At 59.0% G+C, this 24422-nt stretch carries 23 protein-coding genes; 14 read left to right on the top strand and 9 right to left on the bottom strand.

Features of this window, described 5'->3' with window-relative positions; translation table 11 throughout:
• Positions 1-30: 30 nt before the first annotated feature.
• Positions 31-1650 carry an EAL domain-containing protein gene (locus K5D32_RS09985; protein ID WP_221600118.1) on the top strand — a complete coding sequence of 540 codons (1620 nt, stop codon included), beginning with the start codon at positions 31-33 and terminating at the stop codon, positions 1648-1650.
• A 116-nt stretch (positions 1651-1766) separates the two neighbouring features.
• Here the strand turns inward: K5D32_RS09985 and K5D32_RS09980 are convergent, their stop codons facing one another.
• Positions 1767-3554 carry a KinB sensor domain-containing domain gene (locus K5D32_RS09980; protein ID WP_221592946.1) on the bottom strand — a complete coding sequence of 596 codons (1788 nt, stop codon included), beginning with the start codon at positions 3552-3554 and terminating at the stop codon, positions 1767-1769.
• A 10-nt stretch (positions 3555-3564) separates the two neighbouring features.
• Positions 3565-4911 (bottom strand): sigma-54-dependent response regulator transcription factor AlgB, encoded by a 1347-nt coding sequence (algB, locus tag K5D32_RS09975; RefSeq protein WP_025257798.1) that lies wholly within the window; start codon positions 4909-4911, stop codon positions 3565-3567.
• A gap of 422 nt (positions 4912-5333) precedes the next feature.
• Between algB and K5D32_RS09970 the strand changes: the two genes are divergently transcribed.
• The 4 genes from K5D32_RS09970 (at position 5334) to K5D32_RS09955 (ending at position 8037) form a co-directional block, all read left to right on the top strand.
• Positions 5334-5615, top strand: coding sequence for a hypothetical protein (locus tag K5D32_RS09970; protein ID WP_221600116.1), 282 nt, complete (start codon positions 5334-5336; stop codon positions 5613-5615).
• A 58-nt stretch (positions 5616-5673) separates the two neighbouring features.
• On the top strand, positions 5674-5838 hold the full coding sequence (locus K5D32_RS09965) for a DUF1328 domain-containing protein (protein WP_025257796.1): 165 nt from the start codon (positions 5674-5676) through the stop codon (positions 5836-5838).
• Between the two features lie 3 nt (positions 5839-5841).
• Positions 5842-6306, top strand: a complete 465-nt coding sequence (locus K5D32_RS09960) for an inhibitor of vertebrate lysozyme family protein (protein WP_095068091.1) — start codon at positions 5842-5844, stop codon at positions 6304-6306.
• Between the two features lie 162 nt (positions 6307-6468).
• Positions 6469-8037 carry a SulP family inorganic anion transporter gene (locus K5D32_RS09955; RefSeq protein WP_221575312.1) on the top strand — a complete coding sequence of 523 codons (1569 nt, stop codon included), beginning with the start codon at positions 6469-6471 and terminating at the stop codon, positions 8035-8037.
• On the opposite strand, the gene aroE is transcribed toward K5D32_RS09955, so the two are convergent.
• Positions 8034-8858: a shikimate dehydrogenase gene (gene aroE / locus K5D32_RS09950; RefSeq protein ID WP_221600113.1), complete on the bottom strand. Its 825-nt coding sequence runs from the start codon at positions 8856-8858 to the stop codon at positions 8034-8036. The two genes, K5D32_RS09955 and aroE, sit on opposite strands and share 4 nt — an antisense overlap.
• 61 nt (positions 8859-8919) lie before the next feature.
• Positions 8920-9831, bottom strand: coding sequence for an oxygen-dependent coproporphyrinogen oxidase (hemF, locus tag K5D32_RS09945; protein WP_025257792.1), 912 nt, complete (start codon positions 9829-9831; stop codon positions 8920-8922).
• Positions 9832-10000: 169 nt separating this feature from the next.
• On the opposite strand from hemF, the gene K5D32_RS09940 reads away from it, so the two are divergent.
• On the top strand, positions 10001-10978 hold the full coding sequence (locus K5D32_RS09940; protein WP_221600112.1) for an NADPH:quinone reductase: 978 nt from the start codon (positions 10001-10003) through the stop codon (positions 10976-10978).
• Here the strand turns inward: K5D32_RS09940 and K5D32_RS09935 are convergent.
• The 3 genes from K5D32_RS09935 to K5D32_RS09925 form a co-directional block, all read right to left on the bottom strand.
• Entirely contained in the window at positions 10975-11532 is a 558-nt protein-coding gene (locus K5D32_RS09935) for an L-threonylcarbamoyladenylate synthase (protein ID WP_025257790.1), read from the bottom strand. The two genes, K5D32_RS09940 and K5D32_RS09935, sit on opposite strands and share 4 nt — an antisense overlap.
• 38 nt (positions 11533-11570) lie before the next feature.
• Complete coding sequence (dprA, locus tag K5D32_RS09930; RefSeq protein ID WP_221575309.1) at positions 11571-12686, bottom strand: DNA-processing protein DprA; 1116 nt, start codon at positions 12684-12686, stop codon at positions 11571-11573.
• Positions 12687-12809: 123 nt separating this feature from the next.
• Complete coding sequence (locus K5D32_RS09925) at positions 12810-13835, bottom strand: LysM peptidoglycan-binding domain-containing protein (protein ID WP_221559447.1); 1026 nt, start codon at positions 13833-13835, stop codon at positions 12810-12812.
• A 129-nt stretch (positions 13836-13964) separates the two neighbouring features.
• On the opposite strand from K5D32_RS09925, the gene def reads away from it, so the two are divergent.
• From def to trkA, 4 genes are read left to right on the top strand one after another with little or no spacing between them, the layout of a single operon-like run.
• Complete coding sequence (def, locus tag K5D32_RS09920) at positions 13965-14471, top strand: peptide deformylase (RefSeq protein ID WP_221559445.1); 507 nt, start codon at positions 13965-13967, stop codon at positions 14469-14471.
• Positions 14472-14526: 55 nt separating this feature from the next.
• Positions 14527-15471, top strand: coding sequence for a methionyl-tRNA formyltransferase (fmt, locus tag K5D32_RS09915; protein WP_221600110.1), 945 nt, complete (start codon positions 14527-14529; stop codon positions 15469-15471).
• Entirely contained in the window at positions 15468-16790 is a 1323-nt protein-coding gene (gene rsmB, locus K5D32_RS09910) for a 16S rRNA (cytosine(967)-C(5))-methyltransferase RsmB (RefSeq protein WP_221600108.1), read from the top strand. Before fmt ends, rsmB begins: the two co-directional genes overlap by 4 nt.
• Positions 16791-16804: 14 nt before the next feature.
• Positions 16805-18178: a Trk system potassium transporter TrkA gene (gene trkA / locus K5D32_RS09905; protein ID WP_025257784.1), complete on the top strand. Its 1374-nt coding sequence runs from the start codon at positions 16805-16807 to the stop codon at positions 18176-18178.
• A 66-nt stretch (positions 18179-18244) separates the two neighbouring features.
• Here trkA and K5D32_RS09900 read toward each other — a convergent pair whose 3' ends face one another.
• On the bottom strand, positions 18245-19132 hold the full coding sequence (locus K5D32_RS09900; protein ID WP_221575306.1) for a lysophospholipid acyltransferase: 888 nt from the start codon (positions 19130-19132) through the stop codon (positions 18245-18247).
• Between the two features lie 38 nt (positions 19133-19170).
• On the bottom strand, positions 19171-19722 hold the full coding sequence (locus K5D32_RS09895; RefSeq protein ID WP_221575305.1) for a DNA-3-methyladenine glycosylase I: 552 nt from the start codon (positions 19720-19722) through the stop codon (positions 19171-19173).
• Between the two features lie 79 nt (positions 19723-19801).
• Here K5D32_RS09895 and glyQ point away from each other — a divergent pair, with 79 nt between their 5' ends.
• Genes glyQ through K5D32_RS09875 form a run of 4 tightly spaced genes read left to right on the top strand, consistent with a single transcriptional unit; the run spans position 19802 to position 24187 of the window.
• Positions 19802-20749 (top strand): glycine--tRNA ligase subunit alpha, encoded by a 948-nt coding sequence (gene glyQ / locus K5D32_RS09890; RefSeq protein ID WP_025257781.1) that lies wholly within the window; start codon positions 19802-19804, stop codon positions 20747-20749.
• Positions 20746-22800: a glycine--tRNA ligase subunit beta gene (gene glyS, locus K5D32_RS09885; protein ID WP_221600106.1), complete on the top strand. Its 2055-nt coding sequence runs from the start codon at positions 20746-20748 to the stop codon at positions 22798-22800. Before glyQ ends, glyS begins: the two co-directional genes overlap by 4 nt.
• Positions 22801-22810: 10 nt before the next feature.
• Complete coding sequence (gmhB, locus tag K5D32_RS09880) at positions 22811-23356, top strand: D-glycero-beta-D-manno-heptose 1,7-bisphosphate 7-phosphatase (protein ID WP_221600104.1); 546 nt, start codon at positions 22811-22813, stop codon at positions 23354-23356.
• Between the two features lie 60 nt (positions 23357-23416).
• The gene (locus tag K5D32_RS09875) at positions 23417-24187 is read left to right on the top strand and encodes a 1-acyl-sn-glycerol-3-phosphate acyltransferase (RefSeq protein ID WP_025257778.1); all 771 of its coding nucleotides are present in this window, start codon (positions 23417-23419) and stop codon (positions 24185-24187) included.
• Positions 24188-24422 lie beyond the last annotated feature (235 nt).

Below are 24422 nucleotides of genomic sequence, written 5' to 3'. Positions count from 1 at the left end.
CTGATGGATATTCCATGCGGATATCCACTGATGCTCATCGCGCAAACGCGCTTTCGCATTCACCTTTCCCACCCTTGGCTGCTGGCGTTGCTGGCGGCCTTGTTGAGCGCGGCTGTCTTTTTATTCGGCAGTTTCGGGCTGGCAATGCATCAGGCGCGACAAAACGAAAGCCTGCAGATGAATGCTCAGGGCGAGCGCTTCCTGGTACGACTGGAGCAGCTTTTCGGTCAGTTGCGGGCCGGGCTGGACCAACTGGAACAGCAACCGCTCAGGCGATGCAGCCCGGAGATGGTCGGGCGCTTGCGCGAGGTCATTTCCAGCCACCGCTTCATTTATGAGGCCGCGTATGTGGGAGACGCGCGCACCTGCTCCAGCTGGCCACGGCCCAAGGTGCTCAGCGAACCACGGGAGCCCGACATTCGTGGCCCGACCTACGATTACTGGCTCAACACCTCGACCCAGCCGGACGATAATCTGGCGGCACTGGTATTGGGCCGTGGAGATTTCCGGGTATCGACTTCACGGGGACATCTGACGGATGTGGTGGATCTTCCGGCGGGCGGCAGCCTGCTGGTGGTACTCGATAACGGCACCCGGGCGATACCGGTGCTGGGACCGGCGCAAGCCTGGCCGCCCTTGAAAGACTGGTTGCCGGACAGCAACACCACGCTGATCACGACAGCGAACCAACTGATCTACCGCATGCCCACCCAGAGCCCGGAATATCAACTGGTGCTGATAACCCCGCGCACCGACTTGCAGGTAAAGATCACCGGAGCCTGGAGGTTGCTGGTGCCCGCCAGCCTGTTGATGTCTTTATGCATCGCGGCGCTGGTCCTGCAATTGATGCAGCAGCGCAAATCCCTGGGTGCCGAGTTATCGGGGGCATTGCGGCGCGAGGAATTGAAAGTCCTCTATCAACCCATCTTCAACCTTGAAACCGGCTTGTGTGTGGGTGCCGAAGCGTTGGTGCGCTGGCGCAGGCCGGACGGCACACTGACCAGCCCCGACCTGTTCATCCCGCTGGCTGAAAACACCGGACAGATCCGCCAAATCACCGACTTTGTCCTGCAACAGTCACTGGAAAAACTCGGACCGCTATTGCGCGCCAACCCGCATCTGTACGTTTCGGTGAACCTGGCAGCCTGCGATGTCATCGCCCCGCGTATTGGTCGCGTAGCGGCCAGATTGCTGACCCAGCACAAAGTGGCTGCCCGACAGATCGCGTTCGAGGTGACCGAGCGCGGCCTGATCGATGTGGTCGTGGCGCGCAACCACCTGCAAATGCTGCGCGACCGCGGCCATCAGATCCTGATCGATGACTTCGGCACCGGCTATTGCAGCCTGGCCTACCTGCAAACCTTGCCGGTGGACTGCCTGAAAATCGACAAGGCCTTCATTGATGCATTAGGCCACGACGCCGCCAGCAGCGGTGTGGCGCCCCATATCATCCGCATGGCCCATGCCCTGCAATTGCGGGTGATCGCCGAAGGCATCGAGTTCGAATCCCAGGCCCACCTGCTCAGGAGCGAAGGCGTTGTCTACGGCCAGGGCTGGCTGTTCGCCCGTCCTCTGACCGCCACCCGATTCTGCGAACTGGTCACCGGCGGTCGAAGAGGGACGGGACGGCGCAAGGATGATGTGGCGTGAGGGCAGCAAGCCAGGTTTTTTTGCGCTTCCGATGCCAGAGTAGGAGCGAATTTATTCGCGAAACCGGCCCTTCGCGAATAAATTCGCTCCTACGAATGCTGGAGAACAGTTACCCGTCAAAGAGGCAACGCCATATAAAACTGCGTACCCTGCCCAGGCCGTGAATAAACACCCATTCGCCCGCCGTGCAGTTGCACGATTTCCTTGCACAGCGCCAGGCCGAGCCCGGCGCCTCCTTTCTTGCGGCCTACCTGCACGAACGGTTCGAAGATTCTTCCTTGTTGCCCGTAAGGAATGCCTTCGCCATTGTCTTCGATGCTGATGATTGCCCGCTCGCCATGACGGCGTGCCTGCAAGCGGATCAAGCCGCTTTCGGGGGTGTGACGCAGTGCGTTGTCCAGCAGGTTATCCAGCACCCGTTCCAGTTGCGCCTGGTCGGCATGCAAATGAGAGACGGGCTCCTGAATGTCCAGCATCAGAGTGATGTCACGCAGCCGGGCCTGTTCCTCGAAGCGGCCTCTGGCTTCTTCGAGCAGGTTTTTGATTGAGCAAGGAGCCAGCTTGAGTTTCTGCAATCCGTTCTGGTAACGCGAGAAATTCAGCAGGTCGTTGATCAGTTGCATCAGGCGCTGCATTTCTTCGGTGATGGTGTTGAGCAGGTCTGCTTCGCGGGACTCTGCCGCAAAATGCAGACGCTCCTGCAACAACCCGAAGGCCATGTGGATACCGGTCACCGGTGTGCGCAGTTCATGAGAAGCGCGCAGGACGAACTCGCTGCGCACCCGCTCGAACGCCCGTTGCTCGGTCACATCACGCAGCACCATCACGGCACCGAGAATGTGGCCTTTGGTATGGCTGACGGGTGTCAGGCTGTAGGTCAGCAGCCTGGATTCGCCATCGATATCGATGCTCAGGTCTTCCGGCGCATGCTCCAGAGTCCCGCCACGCAGGATCAGGAATAACTGCTCATCCAGCTCGGGATGCTCCAGCGCTTCACCCAGACCACGCCCGAGACGACTCTCGTCCCAACCGAGCTGGCGCTGAGCCACAGGGTTCAAATGCTCCAGACGACCCTGGCGATCGATCATCAGCAGGCCGTCGTCGATACTGTCGAGCACCGCTTGCAGACGCTGCTGGCCAGCAAGCAACTCATCGAAATTGGTGGCCTGATGCTGACGCAAAGCCTCGGCCATGAGGCCGAAACGTCGGGTCAGCAGGTTCATTTCGGCTGCCGAAGAAATCGGCAATGTCACCTCATAGTTGCCCTGGCCGATATTATCGGCCGCCTTGGCCAAGGCCTCGATGGGAGCGCCAAAGCGATGGGCAATGCCATGGGCAGTGATGAATCCGACGCACAGCACCGCGATGCCTACCAGCCCAAGCAACCCGGCAATCCACAGCGCACGCTCACGGGAATAGGCTTCGGCAATGCTGATGTTCTGCAGGGCCTCGCCATGGGTATCCAGCAAGTCGTTGCGCAAGGCGTCGAAGCTGTCCCGCAGCTCCGGATTGTCATGCATTGCACGCGTGTCGTCCGCGAAGCGCTGAGAGGCCTCGATGAAACGCTGATAGTACCGGCTCGTATTCTCGAAGCGGCCCTGCACCATGTTTTGCGCATCACGCTCGATGCCTTCGGCCAGCAACGTGTGAAACTCATCCTGATAGGTCTTCAGCACGCGCTTGTCAGGCGACGGGCTGATCATTATCACCAGTTGATCACCCAGGTTCTGCCGCAGCTTCAGGCCCAGCTCGAGGTTGCTGATATTGCCCTGGATCAGCGCTTCCTGACTCTTGGCCATTTGCATGACACTGACCAGACCCAGCAGCAGCCCCAGCAACGCAACCGTCATCAACGCCGAAATGCTAAGGAACAGGCGGGTACGTAACTTCATTGCCAGTTTCATACAGAACAACTCATAAGTTGTACTGCTTACGCTTGCGATAAAGCGTCGAAGAGTCGATACCCAGAGTCTTCGCGGCCTGATCGAGCGTGTCGCTGGTGGCCAGGACTGCACCGATATGAGCCTTTTCCAGCTCATCCAGGCTCAAGGCAGCGCCCACGCGAGGCGCATTGTTGGTCGGGACTTCGGCCATGCCCAAATGGCTGACTTCGACACGTTCCTGCGGGCAGATGATGCTGGCGCGCTCGATGACGTTACGCAGCTCACGGATATTGCCGGGCCAGCGGTAGTTGAGCAGTGCCGCACGGGCTTCGTCGCTGAACCCACGAGCCGGTCGGGCGTAATCCTTGACGAAGCGCGCCAGGAAGCGGTCGGCCAGCGTCAGGATGTCTTCGCTTCGCTCACGCAGCGCCGGAAGGTGAAGGGTGATCACGTTCAGGCGATACAGCAGATCCTCACGGAAGCGCCCGCTGCGCACCATGTCTTCCAGGTTCAGGTTGGTGGCCGCCAGAATCCGTACATCGGCACGCCGTGTGACCGGGTCGCCGACGCGCTCGTATTCCTTGTCCTGAATAAAGCGCAGCAACTTGGGTTGCAACGTGAGTGGAAAATCGCCGATTTCATCAAGAAACAGCGTGCCACCATCCGCCTGATTGACACGACCCAAGGTACTTTCGCTGGCGCCGGTAAAGGCTCCGCGACTGTGACCGAACAGTTCGCTTTCCATCAGTTCGGCAGTCAGGGAAGGGCAGTTGATGGTGACGCAGGACTTCTTGGCCCGCTTGCTCCAGCCATGAATGGCGCGAGCCAGTTCACCTTTACCGGTACCGGATTCGCCCAGGATCAGGATATTGGCGTCGGTCACGGCAACCTGCCGAGCCGTTTCAAGAATGGCCATCATCGACGGGCTGTGTGAGTCCAGGCCGTCCTTGGGTTTGCGTATCTCACCCTCCAACGCTTCCAGACGGGCAGACAACTGCCGGACTTCCAGCTGTTTGGCTGTGGCAAGACGCAGTTGGTCCGGGCTGCAAGGCTTGACCAGATAATCGGCGGCACCGGCCTGAATGGCATCGACCGCGGTATCGACAGCCGAATGGGCCGTGACGATCACTACGCGCATCCATGGCGCCTGAATACGCATCTGCGCCAGGACATCCAGCCCGTTGTCCTCGCCCAGACGCAAGTCCAGAAAGCACAGGTCGAACACCTGGCGCTGCATCAAGGTGTCGGCCTGTGCTGCGCTGTTGGCAGTGGCGACACTGTAACCCTCATCTTCCAGACAATACCGGAACGTGCGAAGGATGGCGGACTCGTCGTCCACTAGCAGAATACGGCCCTGATTCTCAGTGGCTGTCTCCATTTTTCCTACGCTCCTAAGTAAATGATCTTGGTTAGTGTCGGAATCATCGGGCAAGTTGCATGGTTGATTCTGATTGATTCTGTGACATGCATGTTAGCTATCTGTTCGAGCCTTGGCTAACCACCTGATTTTGCTGACGATATTTCTTCCGCCTGCCATGGTTCGCAACCATGGCCTCCCGATGCCCCGGATTTATAGGTTTGAACAGGCCTCCAGGCATTCGTGCAGAACGCACGACCGCAGGGGGTCGATCGTGCAGCTTGCTGGCCGGAACTTTTTCGAGAATATCTCAAGCCATTGATTTTATTGAATTTATTAAAAAATCAAAAAATGGCATGCAGCCTGCAATATCCCTTTCATCCAAGGCCTGACCTCATGGCCAACCACATTCACCACACCGTTCAGGTAAAGGGAGTTTAAGGATGAACAGCCAGCATATTGCTCATTTGCGTATTTCATCCTTGCACATCCAACAAGGTCTTTTTCTGCTGCTGGCCTTGCTCGTTACCCTGATTGCGGTCCAGCAATTCCAGAGCTGGGATCAGTCGCGTGAAGCGGCCCAGACCCAACAGAAAATCATCAAGATCAGCATGTCGCATCAGAGCCTGACGCGCACTGCACAGATCAGTGGACTCGGAACCCAGCCGGTAGAAGGTTTGGTGTCTGTAAACGAAGTAGTAACGCCGCAAAAATGGATCTTCTGATCCGGAAAAACCGAACGAAACGTTCCAAATTCAAATAGCTGTAAAAAGGAGTATCACCATGCTGAGTTGGGCTATCACGTTCTTGATCATCGCCATTGTCGCTGCCGTCCTGGGCTTCGGTGGTATCGCAGGCACTGCAACAGGTATCGCCAAGATTCTGTTCATCGTGTTCCTGGTCATGTTCGTCGTATCTTTCTTCTTCGGACGCCGTGGACGAGGCTGAGTAATGGGCAAATCCTTGCAATCACTGGCCGCCGCCCTGTTGATGGGCGGCAGTGCCATGGCAGTAGCCGCCAATGACGGTCAGGCTCGGGTCAATGAGCTGTTGAGTTCTGCGCCCGAGTACCGCCAGACGTGGACCAAGGTTGTACAGAAAGAGGAACGGTTGCCCGAATGGGTCATCAACCTGTCCGGTACTTCCGAACAGATGACAGCCGTTACCGAAGACGGGGACCCTTACCTCGTCGGCCCTCTGTGCGAAACCGCAGAAACCTGTCGCAGCAAACGACTGATCGTGTCGTTCAGCCTCGACAAGGAAGATGCCTACGCCATGCTGGTCGAAGTGCCTGCCGGGCTCCCGGCCGACAAATCGCCAACGCGGCATGCGACCTACCGTTTCCTGGGCAAACCGGATGAAGGTATGCAGCAATTGCTGAAAGAGCAATTGAGCAAAGACCCGAACTGGTATTGATTCCCCCTGACATCTCTTCAGGATCAGGCATGCGGACACGCTCGCGCATGCCTGATCTCCCATTTCCCTCGACTTCTTCAGATGATGCTGGCTGCGTTGCGAGTGCATAAGCGCCGTCTTGCCGTGTAACCTTGGCTGCCGCAACCAATCGACGAGGGTTTCATGGGTTGGTTCAACCGTCATAAATTCCTGCCTTTTCTCGCCTGGCTGCCCGGACAGACCCGCACCAGCGTTGGCCGCGATGCATTGGTCGGGTTGAGTGGTGCCGTTCTGGCACTGCCACAATCCATCGCTTACGCGCTGATCGCCGGTCTTCCCCCGGAATATGGCTTGTACGCCGCCATCGTGCCGGTACTGATCGCCTGTCTGTGGGGGTCTTCGTGGCATTTGATCTGCGGGCCGACAGCCGCCATTTCCATCGTGCTGTATGCCAGCATCAGCCCTTTGGCGGTTCCGGCCAGTCAGGATTACATCACCCTCATCCTGTTGCTGACGTTCATTGCCGGAGCATTTCAGTTGCTGCTGGGCATGATGCGCTTCGGCGCGCTGGTGAATTTCGTCTCGCATTCCGTGGTGCTGGGTTTCACTCTGGGTGCGGCCATCGTGATTGCCTTGGGGCAGATACCGAATCTGACCGGGATCGACCTACCCAGCCAGAACACCGCCCTCAACAGCCTGACGGCGGTCCTCGAACACAGCCAGGAAATAGACAAACCCTCGCTGATTCTTGGTCTGCTGACTCTGGCGCTGGGCATTACCCTGAAATATCTCGTCCCGCGCTGGCCGACGCTGTTGATCGCCCTTGTGTCGAGTAGCCTGCTGGTCTGGCTATGGCCTGCGATGTTTGGCCACGTGAAAGTGGTCAAGGCTTTCGTGGGACAGTTGCCGCCGTTCAGCCCGCTGCCGCTGGATCTGGAGTTGATCCTCAAACTGCTGCCCACCGCAGTGGCCATAGGCATGCTCGGACTGGTAAACAGCCTGTCGATTGCCCGTTCGCTGTCGGCGCGCTCCCAGCAATTGATCAATGCCAACCAGGAAGTCCGTGCCCAAGGCCTGTCGAACATGGTCGGCTCACTGTTTTCCGGCTACATGTCTGCCGGTTCCTTTACCCGCGCTGCCTTGAGTTATGAAGCCGGTGCCCGCTCGCCTTTGGCGGGTGTATTTTCGGCGTTATGGGTCATGCTGTTCGCCATTGCCGGAGCATCATTGATTGCCCACATTCCGATTCCGGGCATGGCGGCCTCGATTCTGCTGATCTGCTGGGGGCTGGTGGATCATCGCGGTATCGCGGCGTTGTTCAGGGTCAGCCGTTCAGAGTTCTTCGTGATGGCGCTGACTTGTGTCGCAACCCTGCTGCTGGAGTTGCAGACCGCAATCTACGCCGGCGTGCTGGCTTCGCTGTTTTTCTATCTCAAGCGCACCTCCCAGCCCAAGGTGCAGCAATGGCGCGAAGGTGACGAAGACATCATGCGCGTCGGCGGGTCGATTTTCTTCGGCGCCAGTCACTACCTGCAAACCCGTCTGCAACGCACGGAAGGCAAGCATGTGGTGATCGACGCCCAGCACATCAACTTCATCGACTATTCAGGCGTGGAAATGCTGCACCAGGAGGCACGACGCCTGCTCAAACAGGACCGGACGCTGACTTTGCGCCGCGCCCGGCAGCAGGTCGTCGAAGAATTGCAGAAGCTGGAAGGCGCGGACAAGTGCCCGATCCTGTTCGAGGATTAGGCGCTCGCCAGTTGCCGCCGCATTTCGGCCAGGACCTGCGCCGAATCCGGACGCACACCGCGCCATAGCAGAAAGGCTTCGGCAGCCTGTTCCACGAGCATACCCAGACCATCCACTGCCTGAGCTGCGCCGTGTTCGCTCGCCCAGCGACAGAAGGCGGTCGGCTCCTTGCCGTACATCATGTCGTAGCAGAAGGTATGACCCGGCTGGATCAGGCTGGGGGCAATCGGCGGCAACTCGCCCGAGAGGCTGGCGGAGGTGGCGTTGATAATCAGGTCGACCGACTCTTCCAGCCAGTCGTAACCGCTGGCGAATACCGGACCAAGGTCGGTAAAGAGCTGAGCGAGGTTTTCGGCTTTTTCCACTGTCCGATTAGCAATCACCAGGGCAGCGGGTTTCTGCGCGAGCAACGGTTCCAGAGCACCCCGAACAGCGCCACCGGCACCGAGCAGCAGAATGCGCTGGCCTTGCAGGCTGACACCGTAATTGACCGTCAGATCACGCACCAGCCCGGCGCCATCGGTGTTATCCCCCAACAACGTGCCATCGGCCTGCTTGCTCAAGGTATTCACAGCACCTGCGCGCCGGGCACGCTGGGTCAGGCTGTCAGCCAGGCGATAGGCTTCTTCCTTGAACGGCACCGTCACATTGGCTCCCCGACCGGTATGGAAAAAATTCCGGGCGAAGGCCGTGAAGTCATCCAGTGGCGCCAGCGCGGTTTGGTAATCCAGTTGCTGCTCTGTCTGTCTGGCGAACAGGCTGTGAATCAATGGCGACTTGCTGTGGCCGATGGGATTACCGAATACGACGTACTGGTCCATTTGTGTTCCTGTTGATGTATTTATCGCCCGGTGCAGGTCTGTGTAGGAGGCCGGGGTTGCGTCATTCCGCCAGCCAGTCCCGATCCTGCAGGAAGTACTCGGTCAGGCGAGCCTCTTCGCTGCCCGGCGCAGCCTTCCAGTCATAACCCCAACGCACTTGCGGGGGCAGGGACATCAGGATCGATTCGGTACGGCCACCCGATTGCAGGCCAAACAGCGTGCCGCGGTCATAGACGAGGTTGAACTCGACATAACGGCCACGTCTGAATTCCTGGAACTCGCGCTGTTGCACGGTATAAGCCGTGGCTTTGCGACGACGCACAATCGGCAGGTAGGCGTTGATGTAGGCGTCACCAATAGCGCGCATGAAAGCGAAGCTGGTGTCGAAATCCCAGTGATTCACATCGTCGAAGAACAAGCCGCCAACCCCGCGTGGCTCGTTGCGATGCTTGATGTGGAAATAGCTGTCACACCAGGCCTTGTAACGGGGATAGACGTCATCGCCAAACGGCGCGCAGGCGCGCTCGGCAACCCGGTGCCAGTGAACGCAATCCTCTTCGACGCCGTAGTAGGGCGTCAGGTCGAAACCGCCACCGAACCACCAGACCGGCTCTTCGCCTTCTTTTTCTGCGATGAAGAACCGCACGTTGGCGTGGGAAGTCGGCACATGGGGGTTGTGCGGATGGATCACCAGGGAAACACCCAGGGCCTCGAAGCCGCGCCCGGCCAGTTCGGGCCGGTGAGCACTGGCCGACGGCGGCAGGTTGCTGCCAAAGACGTGGGAAAAGTTGACTCCGCCCTTTTCAATGACAGAGCCGTTTTCGATGACCCGCGTTCGACCACCGCCACCTGCAGGCCGTGTCCAGGCATCTTCGACAAAGTGTGCGCTGCCGTCTTCGAGCTCCAGGGCCGTGCAGATTCGGTCTTGCAGATCCAGCAGGTAGGCTTTTACGGCCTCGGTACGGGTAGTCATAGTTGATCCCTGATGCTGACTTCAAACGGCTGAGCCCCCCGAATGCCAAGGGGTACAGGCAAATTGGCGCGTAGCATACCACTGGCCGACCTGCCTTCGCAGTTGACGAGAATCACTTGAAGGAGTCCGATAGCCTATCTGACGATTCGTTTCAGCATGGAGATAGCAAATGGCAAAGCGTATCCAGTTCAGCACTGTCGGAGGACCCGAAGTTCTTGAATATGTCGACTTCGAGCCGGCCCAACCCGGCCCGCAAGAGGTCGTGGTTCGCAACAAGGCCATTGGCCTGAATTTTATCGATACCTATTACCGCAGCGGCCTTTATCCGGCACCCTCGTTTCCTTCGGGGCTTGGCACGGAAGGCGCGGGCATTGTCGAGGCCATCGGCAACGAAGTGACGCGCTTTCAGGTAGGCGACCGTGTGGCTTATGGCACAGGCCCGCTGGGCGGCTACAGCGAGTTGCATGTACTGCCCGAGGCCAATCTGGTGAAGCTGCCCGATTCCATCAGCTTCGAGCAGGCGGCAGCGGTCATGCTCAAAGGCCTGACGGTGCAATACCTGCTGCGCCAGACTTATCAGGTCAAACCCGGCGAAACCTTTCTGTTCCACGCTGCTGCCGGTGGCGTAGGTTCGCTGGCCTGCCAATGGGCGAAGGCTCTGGGAGCAAACCTGATCGGCACCGTCAGTTCACCGGAAAAGGCAGAGCACGCCAAGGCCCTGGGTGCGTGGGAAACCATCGACTACAGCCATGAAAACGTGGCCAGCCGGGTACTGGAACTGACCGAAGGCAAGAAGTGCCCGGTGGTCTACGACGGCGTCGGTCAGGACACATGGCTGACCTCCCTCGACTGCGTGGCACCTCGCGGTCTGCTGGTCAGCTTCGGCAATGCCTCAGGTCCGGTTTCAGGCGTGAACCTGGGGATTCTGGCGCAGAAGGGCTCGCTTTACGTGACCCGCCCAACCTTGGGCAGCTACGCCAATAACGCGCAGAACCTGCAAGCGATGGCCGATGACCTGTTCAACATGCTCGCCAGCGGCAAGATCAAGCTCAACGATATCCAGCAATATGCCCTGAAGGACGCCGCCCAGGCTCAGATCGAACTGTCGGCACGGCGCACCACGGGATCGACGATTCTGATTCCTTAACCGGGTCGCACCACCTGGCCGGTCTCGATATCTCGAATGACACTGGGGTTTCGGCGACCGCCCAGGCTGCCGCCGAGCACCAGATCGATCTGCCCACGGAAATATTGCTCCACGCGAAGACGCGTGCGGGCAGCAGGGCGACCGGCAGGGTTGGCAGAGGTGGAAATCAAGGGGCCGACCAGAGCACACAGCTCTCGCACGGTCGGGTGATCGGTCACGCGCAGGGCCACGGTTTCATGCACGCCAGTGATCCACTCGGGCAACAGGTTCTGATGCGGCACCAGCCAGGTGTTGGGGCCCGGCCAGGTGCTGGCCATGCGGTCGATCCACTGCTCGGGGAAATCCTCGAACAGAAAGTCGAACTGACGGATGTTGTCGGCGATGAGAATCAGCCCTTTATCCACAGGCCGCGATTTGATCGCCAGCAGGCGATAAACCGCTTCTTCATCCCAAGGATCGCAACCAAGCCCCCAGACTGCCTCGGTTGGATAGGCAATCACCGCTCCGGCACGAATATCTCGAGCGGCTTGCTGCACACGCCAACTGCTGACCATTGATGTATCTCCGCTAAATCTTGCCGGGCAGTTTAACCTCAGGGCACCCGTGCGAACCATCGTCCGGCTTCATTGCTGATCATTGCGTCCAGTTCCAGCTCGGTCAGGGCTGCCAGCACCCGAGGCAGCGGCCATTCACTGGCCGCTGCAAGTGCCTCGCTGGTATGCGGCGCAACATGCAGGATCTTCAGCAAGGGGTGTTTTGAAGAAGAGGCCGGTTGCTCTGGTTTGGAAGCCTCGGGTGCCAGGCGGTGCCAGTGCTGCAGGGCTTCAAGGATATGATCGACGGTTTCCACCAACACAGCACCGTCGCGGATCAACTGATGACAACCGCGAGCGCCGGGATGGTGGATAGAACCGGGAATGGCATACACCTCGCGCCCCTGCTCGGCAGCCAGTCGGGCGGTGATCAACGAACCACTGGCAACACTGGCCTCCACCACCAGCACACCAAGCGACAAGCCACTGATGATCCGGTTGCGACGCGGGAAGTTGCTGGCCTGTGGTCCGGCATCCAGCGGGAACTCGGAAACCACTGCGCTGCCCTGGGCAATCATCTGCGCCGCCAACTGTCGATGGCGCTGTGGATAAAGTTTTTCGAGCCCCGTGCCCAGCACGCCGATTGTGGCTCCGCCAACGTCAAGGGCACCTTGATGCGCAGCACCGTCGATTCCCAACGCCAGACCGCTGGTGATGACAAAACCGGCACCCGCCAGGCTTCGGGCAAAAGCTGCGGCGGTGTCCATTCCCGGCTTCGAGGCACGACGACTGCCAACCATTCCCAACTGGGGTCGCTCAAGAATCGAAGGGTTGCCAGCGATGAATAACAGAGGCGGTGGGTCGGCGATTTCAGCAAGCAGTGCCGGGTAGCCAGGGTCGTCCCACATCAATAAATGCTGGTCCTCATGCTCAAGCCAGGCCATTGCGGCACTGGCCCCATCACGCACCAGCGGGTCGCGCCGGGCTTCGGCACAGGCCGTCGGCAGCCCCAATGCGCGCCATGCACTGGCAGGTGCAGAGAGGGCAGCCGAGGCGCAACCGAAGGCATCGATAAGTCTGGAAAAGCGCTTGGGTCCTACCTCCGGCAAGCGATGCAAACGCAGACGCGCTTCCAGTTCGGCAGGCGAAGGAACAGCTTTTTCAAACAACGGCATAAGATCGTCCTTGATCCATAGCCCACTTCAGGAGGTGGGCAAACCTGTGGATAACTCTGTTGACAACAATTTGATAAGTGAAACGTCCGGTGGAAAAACCTGTCTCAGGACTGAGACAGAGCCTCAGGGGTTACGGACCTTGTCCATAATGGCCAAAGATCGGTTCGCGTGCAGGACCAAGGCGTAACTGAGCTTTTCATAAGTGCGGAAAACCATCAGCAGCCCGGAGCGCTCGTCGGGAATTTTCACCTGCTCGCCGGTCACCCGGTCGCGGACCGTTTCGCCGGTCTTGAAAATCGCCAGCACATTGCCTTCGACCAGACCGTCACGTCGGCCTTTGTTGAGCGTTACCACGTCGTAGACGCCGACCTGGGTCACGCCCCGGGGCACATCGAGAATCAGACCTTCGATGGCGTTCTGTGGCGAACTGGGCAGGAACGTCGAATTGATTGCCCGCTCTTCACTGGTGAACAGGCGGTCGCCCAGACGCACTTCCTGAGTAGAGCGCTGCAACAACAGGGTAGAAACATCACCTTCGGTGGCAACGACCTCACCGCCGCCGATATCGTCGGCATTGATGCCCAGCACTTCCTTGGTAGCCGGATCGGTATAGACCTTGCCTTGGCGGAAGATCCCGTAGCTCATCTGATCAGGGTCCAGATTGCCGCGCACGTAAATGCGGTCGCCTCCACCGCTGAGTACGCGTTCGGCATTGCCTGCAACGATGTAAGGGGCCTTGTTGAACTGGTCGGCGTCGTCGACGATACGGTTACTGATCAGGAACGCATTGATGGCGCCCAGCGGAATACTCGGGATCGCTTCGATCGTCGGCGTGCTGCGCACACGCGGTGACAATTTGATGGTGCCGCGGGATTCGGCGCGGTTGAGCACCACACGAGGCTGACCATCGACGTAGATCAGCGAAAGCGAGTCGCCGGGATAGATGAGATCGGGATCGCGCACCTGGGGATTGGCCCGCCATATCTCGCGCCATTTCCATGGTTCGCGCAAGAATTTGCCGGAAATATCCCAAAGTGTGTCACCGGCAACGACGGTATAACTCTGCGGGTGGCCTTCCTTGAGTTGCACTTGCGCCTGAGCAAGACCGCTGGCAGTCAAAAGCAGCAGGGCGAGTAGTGATTTCCTCATGCGGTGAATCCCTTTATCATGTTGTCTCGCGTAAACATAAGTCCCATCAGTCTCATATAGCTGTCTGCTTTGACGTTTCAAGCCTGGCAGCCGATTTTGACTTTACCCTACAGTGCAGCCCTTACGTATATGGCCATTCTAAACATTCTCGAATTTCCCGATTCGCGCCTGCGCACCATCGCCAAACCTGTGGCGATAGTAGACGACGGCATACGCCAGTTGGTCGACGACATGTTTGAAACCATGTACGAGGCCCCAGGCATCGGTCTGGCAGCGACCCAGGTCAACGTCCACAAGCGCGTGGTCGTGATGGACCTGAGCGAAGATCGCACCGAGCCTCGCGTCTTCATCAACCCCGAAATCGAAATGCTGACCGAAGACATGGATCAGTATCAGGAAGGCTGCCTCTCGGTGCCCGGGTTCTATGAAAACGTCGACCGCCCCGTAAAAGTTCGGATCAAGGCTCTGGACCGTGACGGCAAGCCTTACGAACTGGTTGCCGAAGGTTTGCTCGCCGTCTGCATCCAGCATGAATGCGATCACCTGAACGGCAAGCTGTTCGTCGACTACCTCTCCAGTCTGAAGCGTGACCGGATCAAGAAAAAGCTGGAAAAACAGCACAGGCAGAACGCTTGATCCATCACCCAAAAGGCCTGTGAGGGCCTTTTCTTTTTTACACAACGAGAAGCCCATGACCGAGCCACTGCGCATCGTCTTCGCCGGTACTCCGGAATTTGCCGCCGAACACTTGAAGGCCCTGCTGGACAGCCCTCATCAGATCATCGCGGTCTATACACAGCCTGATCGCCCGGCCGGTCGTGGACAGAAGCTGATGCCAAGCCCGGTCAAACAACTGGCGCTACAGCATGGTCTTCAGGTGCTGCAACCACCAACCCTGCGTGACGCAGCCGCTCAGCAGGAGCTGGCCGAACTCAAACCCGACCTTATGGTGGTGGTCGCTTATGGCCTGATCCTGCCGCAAGTGGTGCTGGATATTCCTCGTCTGGGCTGCATCAACAGCCATGCATCCCTGCTGCCACGCTGGCGCGGTGCAGCACCTATCCAGCGGGCCGTGCAGGCTGGCGATGCCGAAAGCGGCGTGACCGTCATGCGCATGGACGCCGGCCTGGATACCGGCCCGATGCTGCTCAAGGTCACAACGCCCATCACGGCAGAAGACACCGGCGGCACCTTGCACGATCGCCTTGCCGAACTCGGTCCGCCTGCCGTATTGCAAGCTGTGGCCGGTCTGGCAGAGGGTTCGCTGGTTGGCGAAGTGCAGGACGATACGCTCGCCACGTATGCTCACAAATTGAACAAGGACGAAGCACGCATCGACTGGAGCCGACCGGCAGACGAGCTGGAGCGCCTGATCCGCGCCTTCAATCCGTGGCCTATCAGCCACAGCACCTTGAATGAAGAAGCCCTCAAGGTACTGGCCGCCAGCCTTGCCGAAGGGCAGGGCGCACCGGGTACGATTCTCGGTGCCAGCAAGGACGGTCTGATCGTCGCCTGTGGACAAGGCGCGCTGCGCCTGACCCGTCTGCAACTGCCGGGCGGCAAGCCGTTGAACTTCACTGACCTGTTCAACAGCCGTCGCGAGAAGTTCGCCACCGGCACGGTATTGGGCCAATGAACCCGCGTCTGGCTGCCGCCAGAGCCTTGGCCGCCGTCCTGAGCGGCAAGGCTTCGCTGAACAGTTCGTTGCCGACCCAACTGGAAAAGGTCGACGTCCGTGATCGGGGCCTCACTCAGGATCTGGCCTTTGGCACTGCACGCTGGCAGCCACGTCTGTCGGCGCTGGCGGCCAAATTGTTGCAAAAACCTTTCAAGGCGGCTGATGCCGATGTCGAGGCGCTGTTGCTGGTCGGGCTTTATCAATTGCTCTACAGCCGCATTCCCGCCCACGCCGCCATCGGTGAAACGGTGGGTTGCGCCGACAAGCTGAAAAAGCCGTGGGCCAAAGCATTGCTCAATGCGGTCCTGCGCCGCGCCCAACGTGAAAGCGAAGCGCTGCTGGCTGAACTGGAACACGATCCGGTGGTGCGTACCGCTCACCCGCGCTGGCTGCAAAAAACCCTGAAAGCCGCGTGGCCCGAGAATTGGGAAGCCATCTGCGCCGCCAACAACGCGCATCCGCCCATGATCCTGCGGGTCAACCGTCGGCACAACAGCCGCGCTCAATACCTTGAGCTGTTGAAAGCAGCCGGGATCGAAGCCGTTGCCTGTACCTTCAGCCAGGACGGCATCCTGCTGGCCGAGCCGGGTGATGTGCGTTCGCTGCCAGGTTTTGCCGAAGGCTGGATCAGCGTGCAGGATGAAGCCGCGCAACTGGCTGCCGACCTGCTGGAACTGGCTCCCGGCCAACGTGTGCTGGATGCCTGCTGCGCGCCGGGCGGCAAGACCTGCCACCTGCTGGAAGTGCAGCCGCAACTCAGTGGCGTGGTGGCTGTGGATCTGGAAGCCAAGCGTATGGTGCGCGTACGGGAAAACCTCGACCGCCTGGGCCTGGATGCCGAACTGATCGCAGCCGACGCCCGGGAAACCGCCCAATGGTGGGACGGCAAGCCCTTCCAGCGTATTCTGCTCGACGCACCTTGCTCGGCAACCGGCGTGATACGCCGCCACCCGGATATCAAGCTGACCCGTCAGGCCGATGACATTACTGCCCTGGCCACGCTGCAAGGCGAACTGCTGGACGCGCTCTGGCCAACGCTGCAAGTCGGCGGCATTCTGTTGTACGCCACCTGCTCGACGCTGCCCACGGAAAACACCGAAGTGATCGAGGCCTTCCTGGCCCGTACCTCCGGCGCCCGTGAGCTGGACATCGCCGGACAGCTCGGCCAGCAACCTGCAGGCATCAAGCAGCCCCACGGCCGCCAGTTGCTGGCGCAGGAAGGTGGGCATGATGGCTTCTATTACGCCAAACTGATCAAGATCGCAGCGTCGGTCTGACAGGGAGATAGCCGTTGAAAATCATCATCCTGGGTGCAGGGCAGGTTGGCGGCACGCTGGCCGAACATCTGGCCAGTGAAGCCAACGACATCACAGTAGTCGACACCGATGGCGATCGCCTGCGTGACCTGGGCGACCGTCTGGATATACGCACGGTACAGGGCAAAGGCTCGTTTCCCACGGTTCTGCGCCAGGCGGGTGCCGATGATGCCGACATGCTGGTGGCCGTCACCAACAGCGATGAAACCAACATGGTCGCCTGCCAGGTGGCCTACACGTTGTTCCACACGCCGACCAAGATTGCCAGGGTCCGTGAAGCGGCTTACCTGACCCGCGCCGGCCTGTTCGACAACGATGCAATTCCGGTGGATGTATTGATCAGCCCGGAACAGGTCGTCACCAACTACATCAAGCGCCTGGTCGAATACCCCGGCGCCCTTCAGGTGATCGACTTTGCCGAAGGCAAGGCACAACTGGTCGCCGTCAGGGCTTATTACGGCGGACCGCTGGTGGGTCAGAAACTGCGCCAGCTGCGGGCCCACATGCCCAATGTCGACACCCGCGTGGCCGCGATCTTTCGTCGCGACCGACCCATCACGCCCCATGGCGACACGGTTATCGAAGCCGATGACGAAGTGTTCTTCATTGCGGCCAAGGCGCATATTCGCGCCGTGATGGGCGAGATGCGCCGCCTGGACGAAAGCTACAAACGCATCGTCATCGCCGGTGGCGGCAACATTGGCGAACGCCTGGCCGAAGCCATCGAAAGCCGTTATCAGGTGAAGATCATCGAGATGAACCCGGCCCGTTGCCGTCATCTGTCAGAAACCCTCAACAGCACAGTGGTCCTGCAAGGCAGCTCTTCGGATCGTGATTTGTTGATGGAAGAGAACATCGGCAATACCGACCTGTTCCTGGCCCTGACCAACGACGACGAAGCCAACATCATGTCGTCGCTGCTGGCCAAGCGGATGGGGGCGCGCAAAGTGGTCACCCTGATCAATAACCCGGCCTATGTGGATCTGGTGCAAGGCGGGGAGATCGATATCGCCGTCAGCCCGCAACTGGCGACCATCGGCACCTTGCTGACTCACGTGCGACGCGGCGATATCGTCAGCGTACACTCACTGCGCAGGGGAGCGGCCGAAGCCATCGAGGTCGTAGCCCACGGCGATGCCAAATCCAGCAAAGTCATCGGCAAGGCCATCAGGGACATTATTCTCCCGCAAGGCACCACCATCGGCGCCATCATCCGCGACGAAGAAGTCCTTATCGCCCACGACATCACCGTGATCGAATCCGGCGACCACGTGATCATGTTCCTTGTGGATAAAAAATACATCCGCGATGTGGAGCGGCTGTTTCAGGTGGGGTTGAGCTTCTTCTGATTTGTAGGAGCCGAATTCATTCGCGAACAGGCAGCCTTCGCGAATGAATTCGCTCCTACAGATTTCTCAATACCAGCGTGCTTCGCCTTCCGGGCGCTTCTTGAAGCGCTTCATGGTCCACATGTACTGGCTCGGATAAGCTCGCACATATTTCTCGACCACCTTGCTCATGGCTGCCACCGAGGTTTCAGTGTCGGTGCTGTACATGTCTTGCGGTGCAGCTTCCAGAACCACCTTATAGCCTGAACCGTCCGGCAGGCGCATGGCATGCAGGAAGACACCAACGGCTTTGCCGCCAGCCAGCATGTTGGGCACGAATTTACTGGTCAGTGCCTGGGTACCGCAGAAGGGTACGAAGATACCGGCCGACTCTGCCGGCTCCGGATCGGCAGGAATACCCACCGAGCCCCCTTTACGCACTTCCTTGATGACACTGAGGATGCCCTCTTTGGTGGAAGCCGCCACTCGGTTGCCCAACTGCACTCGCTGCTTGCGCAGCAGTTCGTCCACCGCTTTCAGCTTGGGCGGACGGTAGAAAATGATCGGTTTGCACTGACTGCAATAGAAGTGGTTGAGCACTTCCCAGTTGCCCAGATGGCTGGTGATGCCGACCACCCCCTTGCCGGAAGCAAGAGCATCCTTGAGCACATCGAGGCCTTCGACTTCACGCACCAGGTCGATGGACTTCTGGGCAGGCCAGATCCAGGCGCAGGCGCTTTCGGTCAGGGTCTTGCCGATATCCATCAGGCTGCGACCCACCAATTGGTCCAGCTCAGCCTTGTTCAGCTCCGGAAAGCATTTGGACAGATTGATCCGCGCCACTTCACGGGAGCGGTTGGGCAGTTTCCACATCAACCAGCCAATCGAAGTGCCGACCCATTGCACGGCACGCCAGGGCAGCAGGGCAAACAACCGCAACGCCCCGACAATCATGGCACCTTTGAACTTATCCACAGATCACTCCCACATTCTCGAGGTGCGCATTGTAACCTTCAGCGGACCAGAGTCGCGTATCGATCACAATCGACGGTGTGATCCATGACCATGCCGCTCGATTGCATGTAGGCGTAGCAAATGGTCGGGCCGACAAAGGTGAAGCCGGCCTTTTTCAGGGCCTTGCTCATGGCTTCGGCCTCTGGCGTGATGGCCGGGACCTGGCTGCGGTCCTTGAAATGGTTGACCTTCTGCTGCCCACCGACAAACGACCAGAGAAACCCGACCGGGTCGTCCAGTTTCAACCAGGCCTGAGCATTGCGGCGGGCAGCGTTGAGTTTGAGGCGGTTACGGATGATGCCTGGTTCCTGCATCAGGACTTCAATCTCGTCGTCAGTCATGGCGGCGATGCGATGAACATCGAAACCGAACATGACTTCGCGATATCGCGGGCGTTTTTTCAAAACCGTGATCCATGACAGACCGGCCTGGAACCCTTCGAGCAAAAGCAACTCGAAGAGCTTCTGCGCATCGCGCAGTGGCACTCCCCATTCCTGATCGTGATAAGCGATGTAAATCGGGTCTTCATTGCACCAAAAGCAGCGAGTCATAGGCCTTCCAAGGGTGGACGTGCAGCCGAATCGGGTATACTCCCGCTCTTTAAATCGCAGCCCAGCACAGGTGAATTTTGTGAGCCAGCCTACGCCAGCCGTGCGTACCTTCCAAGACTTGATCCTCGCCCTCCAGCAATACTGGGCAGAACAAGGTTGCGTGGTACTTCAGCCCTACGATATGGAAGTAGGCGCCGGCACTTTCCACACCGCCACATTTCTGCGCGCCGTAGGCCCGGAAACCTGGAACGCCGCTTACGTACAGCCAAGCCGTCGCCCGACTGACGGCCGCTACGGCGAAAACCCCAACCGCCTGCAGCATTACTATCAGTTTCAGGTGATCCTGAAGCCGAACCCGGACAACTTCCAGGAACTGTACCTGGGCTCGCTCAAGCACATCGGCCTCGACCCGCTGGTGCATGACGTCCGTTTCGTCGAAGACAACTGGGAATCGCCAACCCTGGGCGCCTGGGGTCTGGGCTGGGAAATCTGGCTCAACGGCATGGAAGTCTCGCAGTTCACCTACTTCCAGCAGGTCGGTGGCATCGAGTGCTATCCGGTGACCGGTGAAATCACCTACGGCCTTGAGCGTCTGGCCATGTACCAGCAGGGCGTGGACTCGGTCTACGACCTGGTCTGGGCTGACGGTCCGTTCGGCAAGGTGACTTACGGCGATGTGTTCCACCAGAACGAAGTGGAGCAGTCGACCTACAACTTCGAACACGCCAACGTCGAAAAACTGTTCGAGCTGTTCGACTTCTATGAAAGCGAAGCTGCACGCCTGATCGAGCTTGAGCTGCCATTGCCAAGCTATGAAATGGTCCTCAAGGCTTCGCACACCTTCAACCTTCTGGATGCGCGCCGGGCTATTTCCGTGACTGCGCGTCAGCAGTACATCCTGCGCGTGCGCACGCTTGCCCGCTCTGTTGCCCAGAGCTACCTGCAAGCCCGGGCCAAGCTTGGCTTCCCGATGGCACCGCCCGATCTACGCGATGAAGTGTTGGCTAAGCTGGAGGCTGCACAATGAGTGCTCAAGATTTTCTGGTCGAACTGGGCACAGAAGAACTGCCACCCAAGACCCTCAGTGCCTTGGGCGATGCATTTCTGGCCGGTATCGAAAAAGGCCTGCAGAGCGCTGGCCTGACCTACAGCGCCAAGCAGGTTTACGCTGCGCCACGCCGTCTGGCGGTACTGGTGACCGGCCTGGCCACGCAACAACCGGATCGCAGCGTCAATCTGGACGGTCCGCCTCGTCAGGCCGCTTTCGATGCTGACGGCAACCCGACTCAGGCAGCACTGGGCTTCGCCAAGAAATGCGGCGTCGATCTGAGCGAAATCGATCAGAGCGGTCCCAAGCTGCGTTACAGCCAGAGCATCATCGGCAAACCGACAGCCTCACTGCTGCCGACCATTGTCGAAGACTCGCTGAACGACTTGCCGATCGCCAAACGCATGCGTTGGGGTGCCCGCAAGGAAGAGTTCGTGCGTCCGACCCAATGGCTGGTCATGCTGCTGGGCGACCAGGTGATCGACTGCACGATCCTGGCCCAGAGCGCAGGCCGTCATTCTCGCGGTCACCGCTTCCATCATCCGCAAGATGTGCGTATTTCCTCGCCTGCCAGCTACCTCAGCGACCTGCGAGCCGCTCATGTACTGGCCGACTTCAACGAACGTCGTCAGATCATCAGCAAGCGCGTTGATGAACTGGCTGCCCAGCAGGAAGGCACTGCCATCGTGCCGCCAAGCCTGCTGGACGAAGTGGCCGGGCTGGTCGAGTGGCCAGTGCCACTGGTCTGCTCGTTTGAAGAGCGCTTCCTCGAAGTGCCTCAGGAAGCTTTGATCACCACCATGCAGGACAACCAGAAGTATTTCTGCCTGCTGGACAGCGAAGGTAAGTTGCTGCCGCGCTTCATCACGGTTGCCAACATCGAGAGCAAGGATCCGGCACAGATCATCGCCGGTAACGAGAAGGTGGTTCGCCCGCGTCTGACCGATGCCGAGTTCTTCTTCAAGCAGGACAAGAAGCAGAAGCTGGAGACCTTCAACGATCGCTTGAAGAACGTAGTGTTCCAGGCTCAGTTGGGCAGCGTCTTCGACAAGGCCGAGCGCGTTTCCAGGCTGGCAGCCTTCATCGCCCCGCGCATTGGCGGCGACGCCCAGCGTGCGGCGCGTGCCGGCATTCTGTCCAAGTGCGACCTGGCGACCGAAATGGTCGGCGAGTTCCCGGAAATGCAGGGCATTGCCGGTTTCTACTACGCCAAGGCTGACGGTGAGGCGCAAGACGTCGCACTGGCGCTCAACGAGCAGTACATGCCTCGCGGTGCGGGTGCAGAACTGCCTACCACCTTGACCGGCGCGGCCGTGGCCATTGCCGACAAGCTCGACACGCTGGTCGGCATCTTCGGCATCGGCATGCTGCCAACCGGTAGCAAAGACCCGTATGCACTGCGTCGTGCTGCGCTGGGTATCCTGCGCATCCTGATCGACAAGAAGCTGGATCTGGATCTGATCGAGACCGTCAAGTTCGCGGTCAGCCAGTTCGGTGCCAAGGTCAAGGCTGCAGGCCTGTCCGACCAGGTGCTGGAATTCATCTTCGACCGCCTGCGTGCGCGTTACGAAGACGAAGGCGTCGAGGTTGCGGTCTACCTGTCGGTCCGTGCCTTGCAGCCAGGTTCTGCTCTGGACTTCGATCAGCGGGTCCAGGCCGTACAGGCGTTCCGCAAGTTGCCACAGGCTGCTGCGCTGGCAGCGGTGAACAAGCGCGTATCGAACCTCTTGAGCAAGGCCGAGGGCAACATTGCCCAGACCGTCGAGCCCAAGTACTTCGACAACGCCAACGAGTTCTCCCTGTATTCAGCCATTCAACAGGCCGACCACGCGGTACAGCCGATGGCTGCCGAGCGTCAGTACAGCGAATCCCTGGCACGCCTGGCAACCCTGCGCGAGCCTGTGGATGCGTTCTTCGAGGCAGTGATGGTCAACGCTGACGACGCCAACGTGCGCGCCAACCGTTATGCATTGCTGGCACGTCTGCGCGGCCTGTTCCTGGGCGTTGCCGATATCTCGCTGCTGGGTTGAGGAATAGAGAGTGAAGCTGCTGATTCTCGATCGGGACGGAGTCGTCAACCATGACTCCGACGCTTATATAAAGTCGGTGGAGGAGTGGATTCCCATTCCTGGCTCGATCGAGGCCATCGCAGCATTGAGCAAGGCCGGCTGGACGGTGGCGATTGCCACCAACCAGTCGGGCATTGCCCGAGGTTATTACGACCTGGCTACTCTGGATGCCATGCATGCGCGTTTGCGCGAGCTGGTGGCAGGGCAGGGTGGCGAGGTTGGCTTGATCGTTTATTGCCCACATGGGCCGAATCAAGGTTGTGACTGCCGCAAGCCAAAGCCAGGCATGCTGCAGACCATCGCCAATCATTACGCAACAGACCTGAAAGGTTTATGGTTCGTGGGCGACAGCAAGGGTGACCTGCAGGCCGCTTTGGCCGTCGATGCACAACCAGTTCTGGTAATGACCGGTAAAGGCCGCAGGACAATGGACGGTACAGTGCCGGCCGGCACTTTGATTTTTGACGATCTGGCGGCAGTTGCCGCAGAACTTATCCACAATAGCGTCTCGCTGTAAGCCCTCAGGTTCAACGGTACGCTGAATGAGCGGGCACCTGCCCGTACGGTAAAAGCAACTATGTCGATCATCCAGGCAATCAGGACCTTTTTCTTTTACCTGTTGCTAGGCACCAGCTCGCTGCTGTGGTGCACCCTGAGTTTCTTCATTGCGCCTTTTCTACCCTTCAAGGCTCGCTACCGGTTTATCAATGTCTACTGGTGCCGCTGTGCAATCTGGCTGACCCGCGTGTTCCTGAATATCCACGTGGAAGTGACCGGCGCGCACAACGTTCCAAAGACACCTTGCGTGATCATTTCCAACCACCAGAGCACCTGGGAAACCTTCTTCCTCTCGGCCTACTTCGAGCCCCTGAGCCAGGTGCTCAAGCGTGAGCTGCTGTATGTCCCGTTCTTCGGTTGGGCCATGGCCATGCTGCGCCCTATCGCGATTGACCGCGACAACCCCAAGGCCGCACTCAAGCAAATCGCCAAGAAGGGCGACGAATTGCTCAAGGACGGAATCTGGGTACTGATCTTCCCGGAAGGCACCCGCGTCCCGTTCGGTCAGGTCGGCAAGTTCTCCCGTGGCGGCACGGCCCTGGCCGTCAACGCCGAACTGCCTGTACTGCCTGTGGCACACAACGCCGGCAAATACTGGCCGAAGGAAGGCTGGGCGAAAAAGCCAGGCACCATCCAGGTAGTTATTGGTGAACCCATGTACGCCGAAGGCTCCGGCCCCCGCGCCATTGCAGCCCTCAACGACCGCGTACAGGCCTGGAACGAAGCCACCCAGAAGTCCCTGGGTTCAGACGTTGCACCTGTCTCGAGCAGCGAGAAAGTCGAAGTCTGATTTTGTGGATAACCTGTGCACCATTTTTGCAAAATCATCGAAAAAAGCGGCTAAGTCATTAATTTAGCTGCTTATTTCTGAAGCTCATTAGTGAGCTGAAAACGTGCATAAGTTTTGCGGGTAGATAGAAAGCCGATCTTGAGGGTCGGCTTTTTAGTGGGTGGTGTCCCGTCCTGAATAAGGTTTACACCTTCTAACTTCTTTTCAGGAAGGTGCAATGGACACGGGCGCGAAG

The sequence above is a fragment of the Pseudomonas cichorii genome, assembly GCF_019719005.1.
In the GTDB taxonomy this organism is placed as follows: domain Bacteria; phylum Pseudomonadota; class Gammaproteobacteria; order Pseudomonadales; family Pseudomonadaceae; genus Aquipseudomonas; species Aquipseudomonas cichorii_E.
This window is presented reverse-complemented; position numbering and strand designations above follow the sequence as displayed.

Excerpts from the sequence above, each read along its gene's own strand:
- algB (WP_025257798.1), bottom strand. The coding sequence starts at position 4,911 with ATGGAGACAGCCACTGAGAATCAGGGCCGTATTCTGCTAGTGGACGAC.
- K5D32_RS09940 (WP_221600112.1), top strand. The coding sequence starts at position 10,001 with ATGGCAAAGCGTATCCAGTTCAGCACTGTCGGAGGACCCGAAGTTCTT.
- K5D32_RS09965 (WP_025257796.1), top strand. The coding sequence starts at position 5,674 with ATGCTGAGTTGGGCTATCACGTTCTTGATCATCGCCATTGTCGCTGCC.
- K5D32_RS09955 (WP_221575312.1), top strand. The coding sequence starts at position 6,469 with ATGGGTTGGTTCAACCGTCATAAATTCCTGCCTTTTCTCGCCTGGCTG.
- K5D32_RS09970 (WP_221600116.1), top strand. The coding sequence starts at position 5,334 with ATGAACAGCCAGCATATTGCTCATTTGCGTATTTCATCCTTGCACATC.
- K5D32_RS09985 (WP_221600118.1), top strand. The coding sequence starts at position 31 with ATGCTCATCGCGCAAACGCGCTTTCGCATTCACCTTTCCCACCCTTGG.
- fmt (WP_221600110.1), top strand. The coding sequence starts at position 14,527 with ATGACCGAGCCACTGCGCATCGTCTTCGCCGGTACTCCGGAATTTGCC.
- aroE (WP_221600113.1), bottom strand. The coding sequence starts at position 8,858 with ATGGACCAGTACGTCGTATTCGGTAATCCCATCGGCCACAGCAAGTCG.
- rsmB (WP_221600108.1), top strand. The coding sequence starts at position 15,468 with ATGAACCCGCGTCTGGCTGCCGCCAGAGCCTTGGCCGCCGTCCTGAGC.
- K5D32_RS09925 (WP_221559447.1), bottom strand. The coding sequence starts at position 13,835 with ATGAGGAAATCACTACTCGCCCTGCTGCTTTTGACTGCCAGCGGTCTT.
- def (WP_221559445.1), top strand. The coding sequence starts at position 13,965 with ATGGCCATTCTAAACATTCTCGAATTTCCCGATTCGCGCCTGCGCACC.
- K5D32_RS09935 (WP_025257790.1), bottom strand. The coding sequence starts at position 11,532 with ATGGTCAGCAGTTGGCGTGTGCAGCAAGCCGCTCGAGATATTCGTGCC.
- K5D32_RS09875 (WP_025257778.1), top strand. The coding sequence starts at position 23,417 with ATGTCGATCATCCAGGCAATCAGGACCTTTTTCTTTTACCTGTTGCTA.
- glyS (WP_221600106.1), top strand. The coding sequence starts at position 20,746 with ATGAGTGCTCAAGATTTTCTGGTCGAACTGGGCACAGAAGAACTGCCA.
- K5D32_RS09980 (WP_221592946.1), bottom strand. The coding sequence starts at position 3,554 with ATGAAACTGGCAATGAAGTTACGTACCCGCCTGTTCCTTAGCATTTCG.
- K5D32_RS09960 (WP_095068091.1), top strand. The coding sequence starts at position 5,842 with ATGGGCAAATCCTTGCAATCACTGGCCGCCGCCCTGTTGATGGGCGGC.
- dprA (WP_221575309.1), bottom strand. The coding sequence starts at position 12,686 with ATGCCGTTGTTTGAAAAAGCTGTTCCTTCGCCTGCCGAACTGGAAGCG.
- K5D32_RS09895 (WP_221575305.1), bottom strand. The coding sequence starts at position 19,722 with ATGACTCGCTGCTTTTGGTGCAATGAAGACCCGATTTACATCGCTTAT.
- hemF (WP_025257792.1), bottom strand. The coding sequence starts at position 9,831 with ATGACTACCCGTACCGAGGCCGTAAAAGCCTACCTGCTGGATCTGCAA.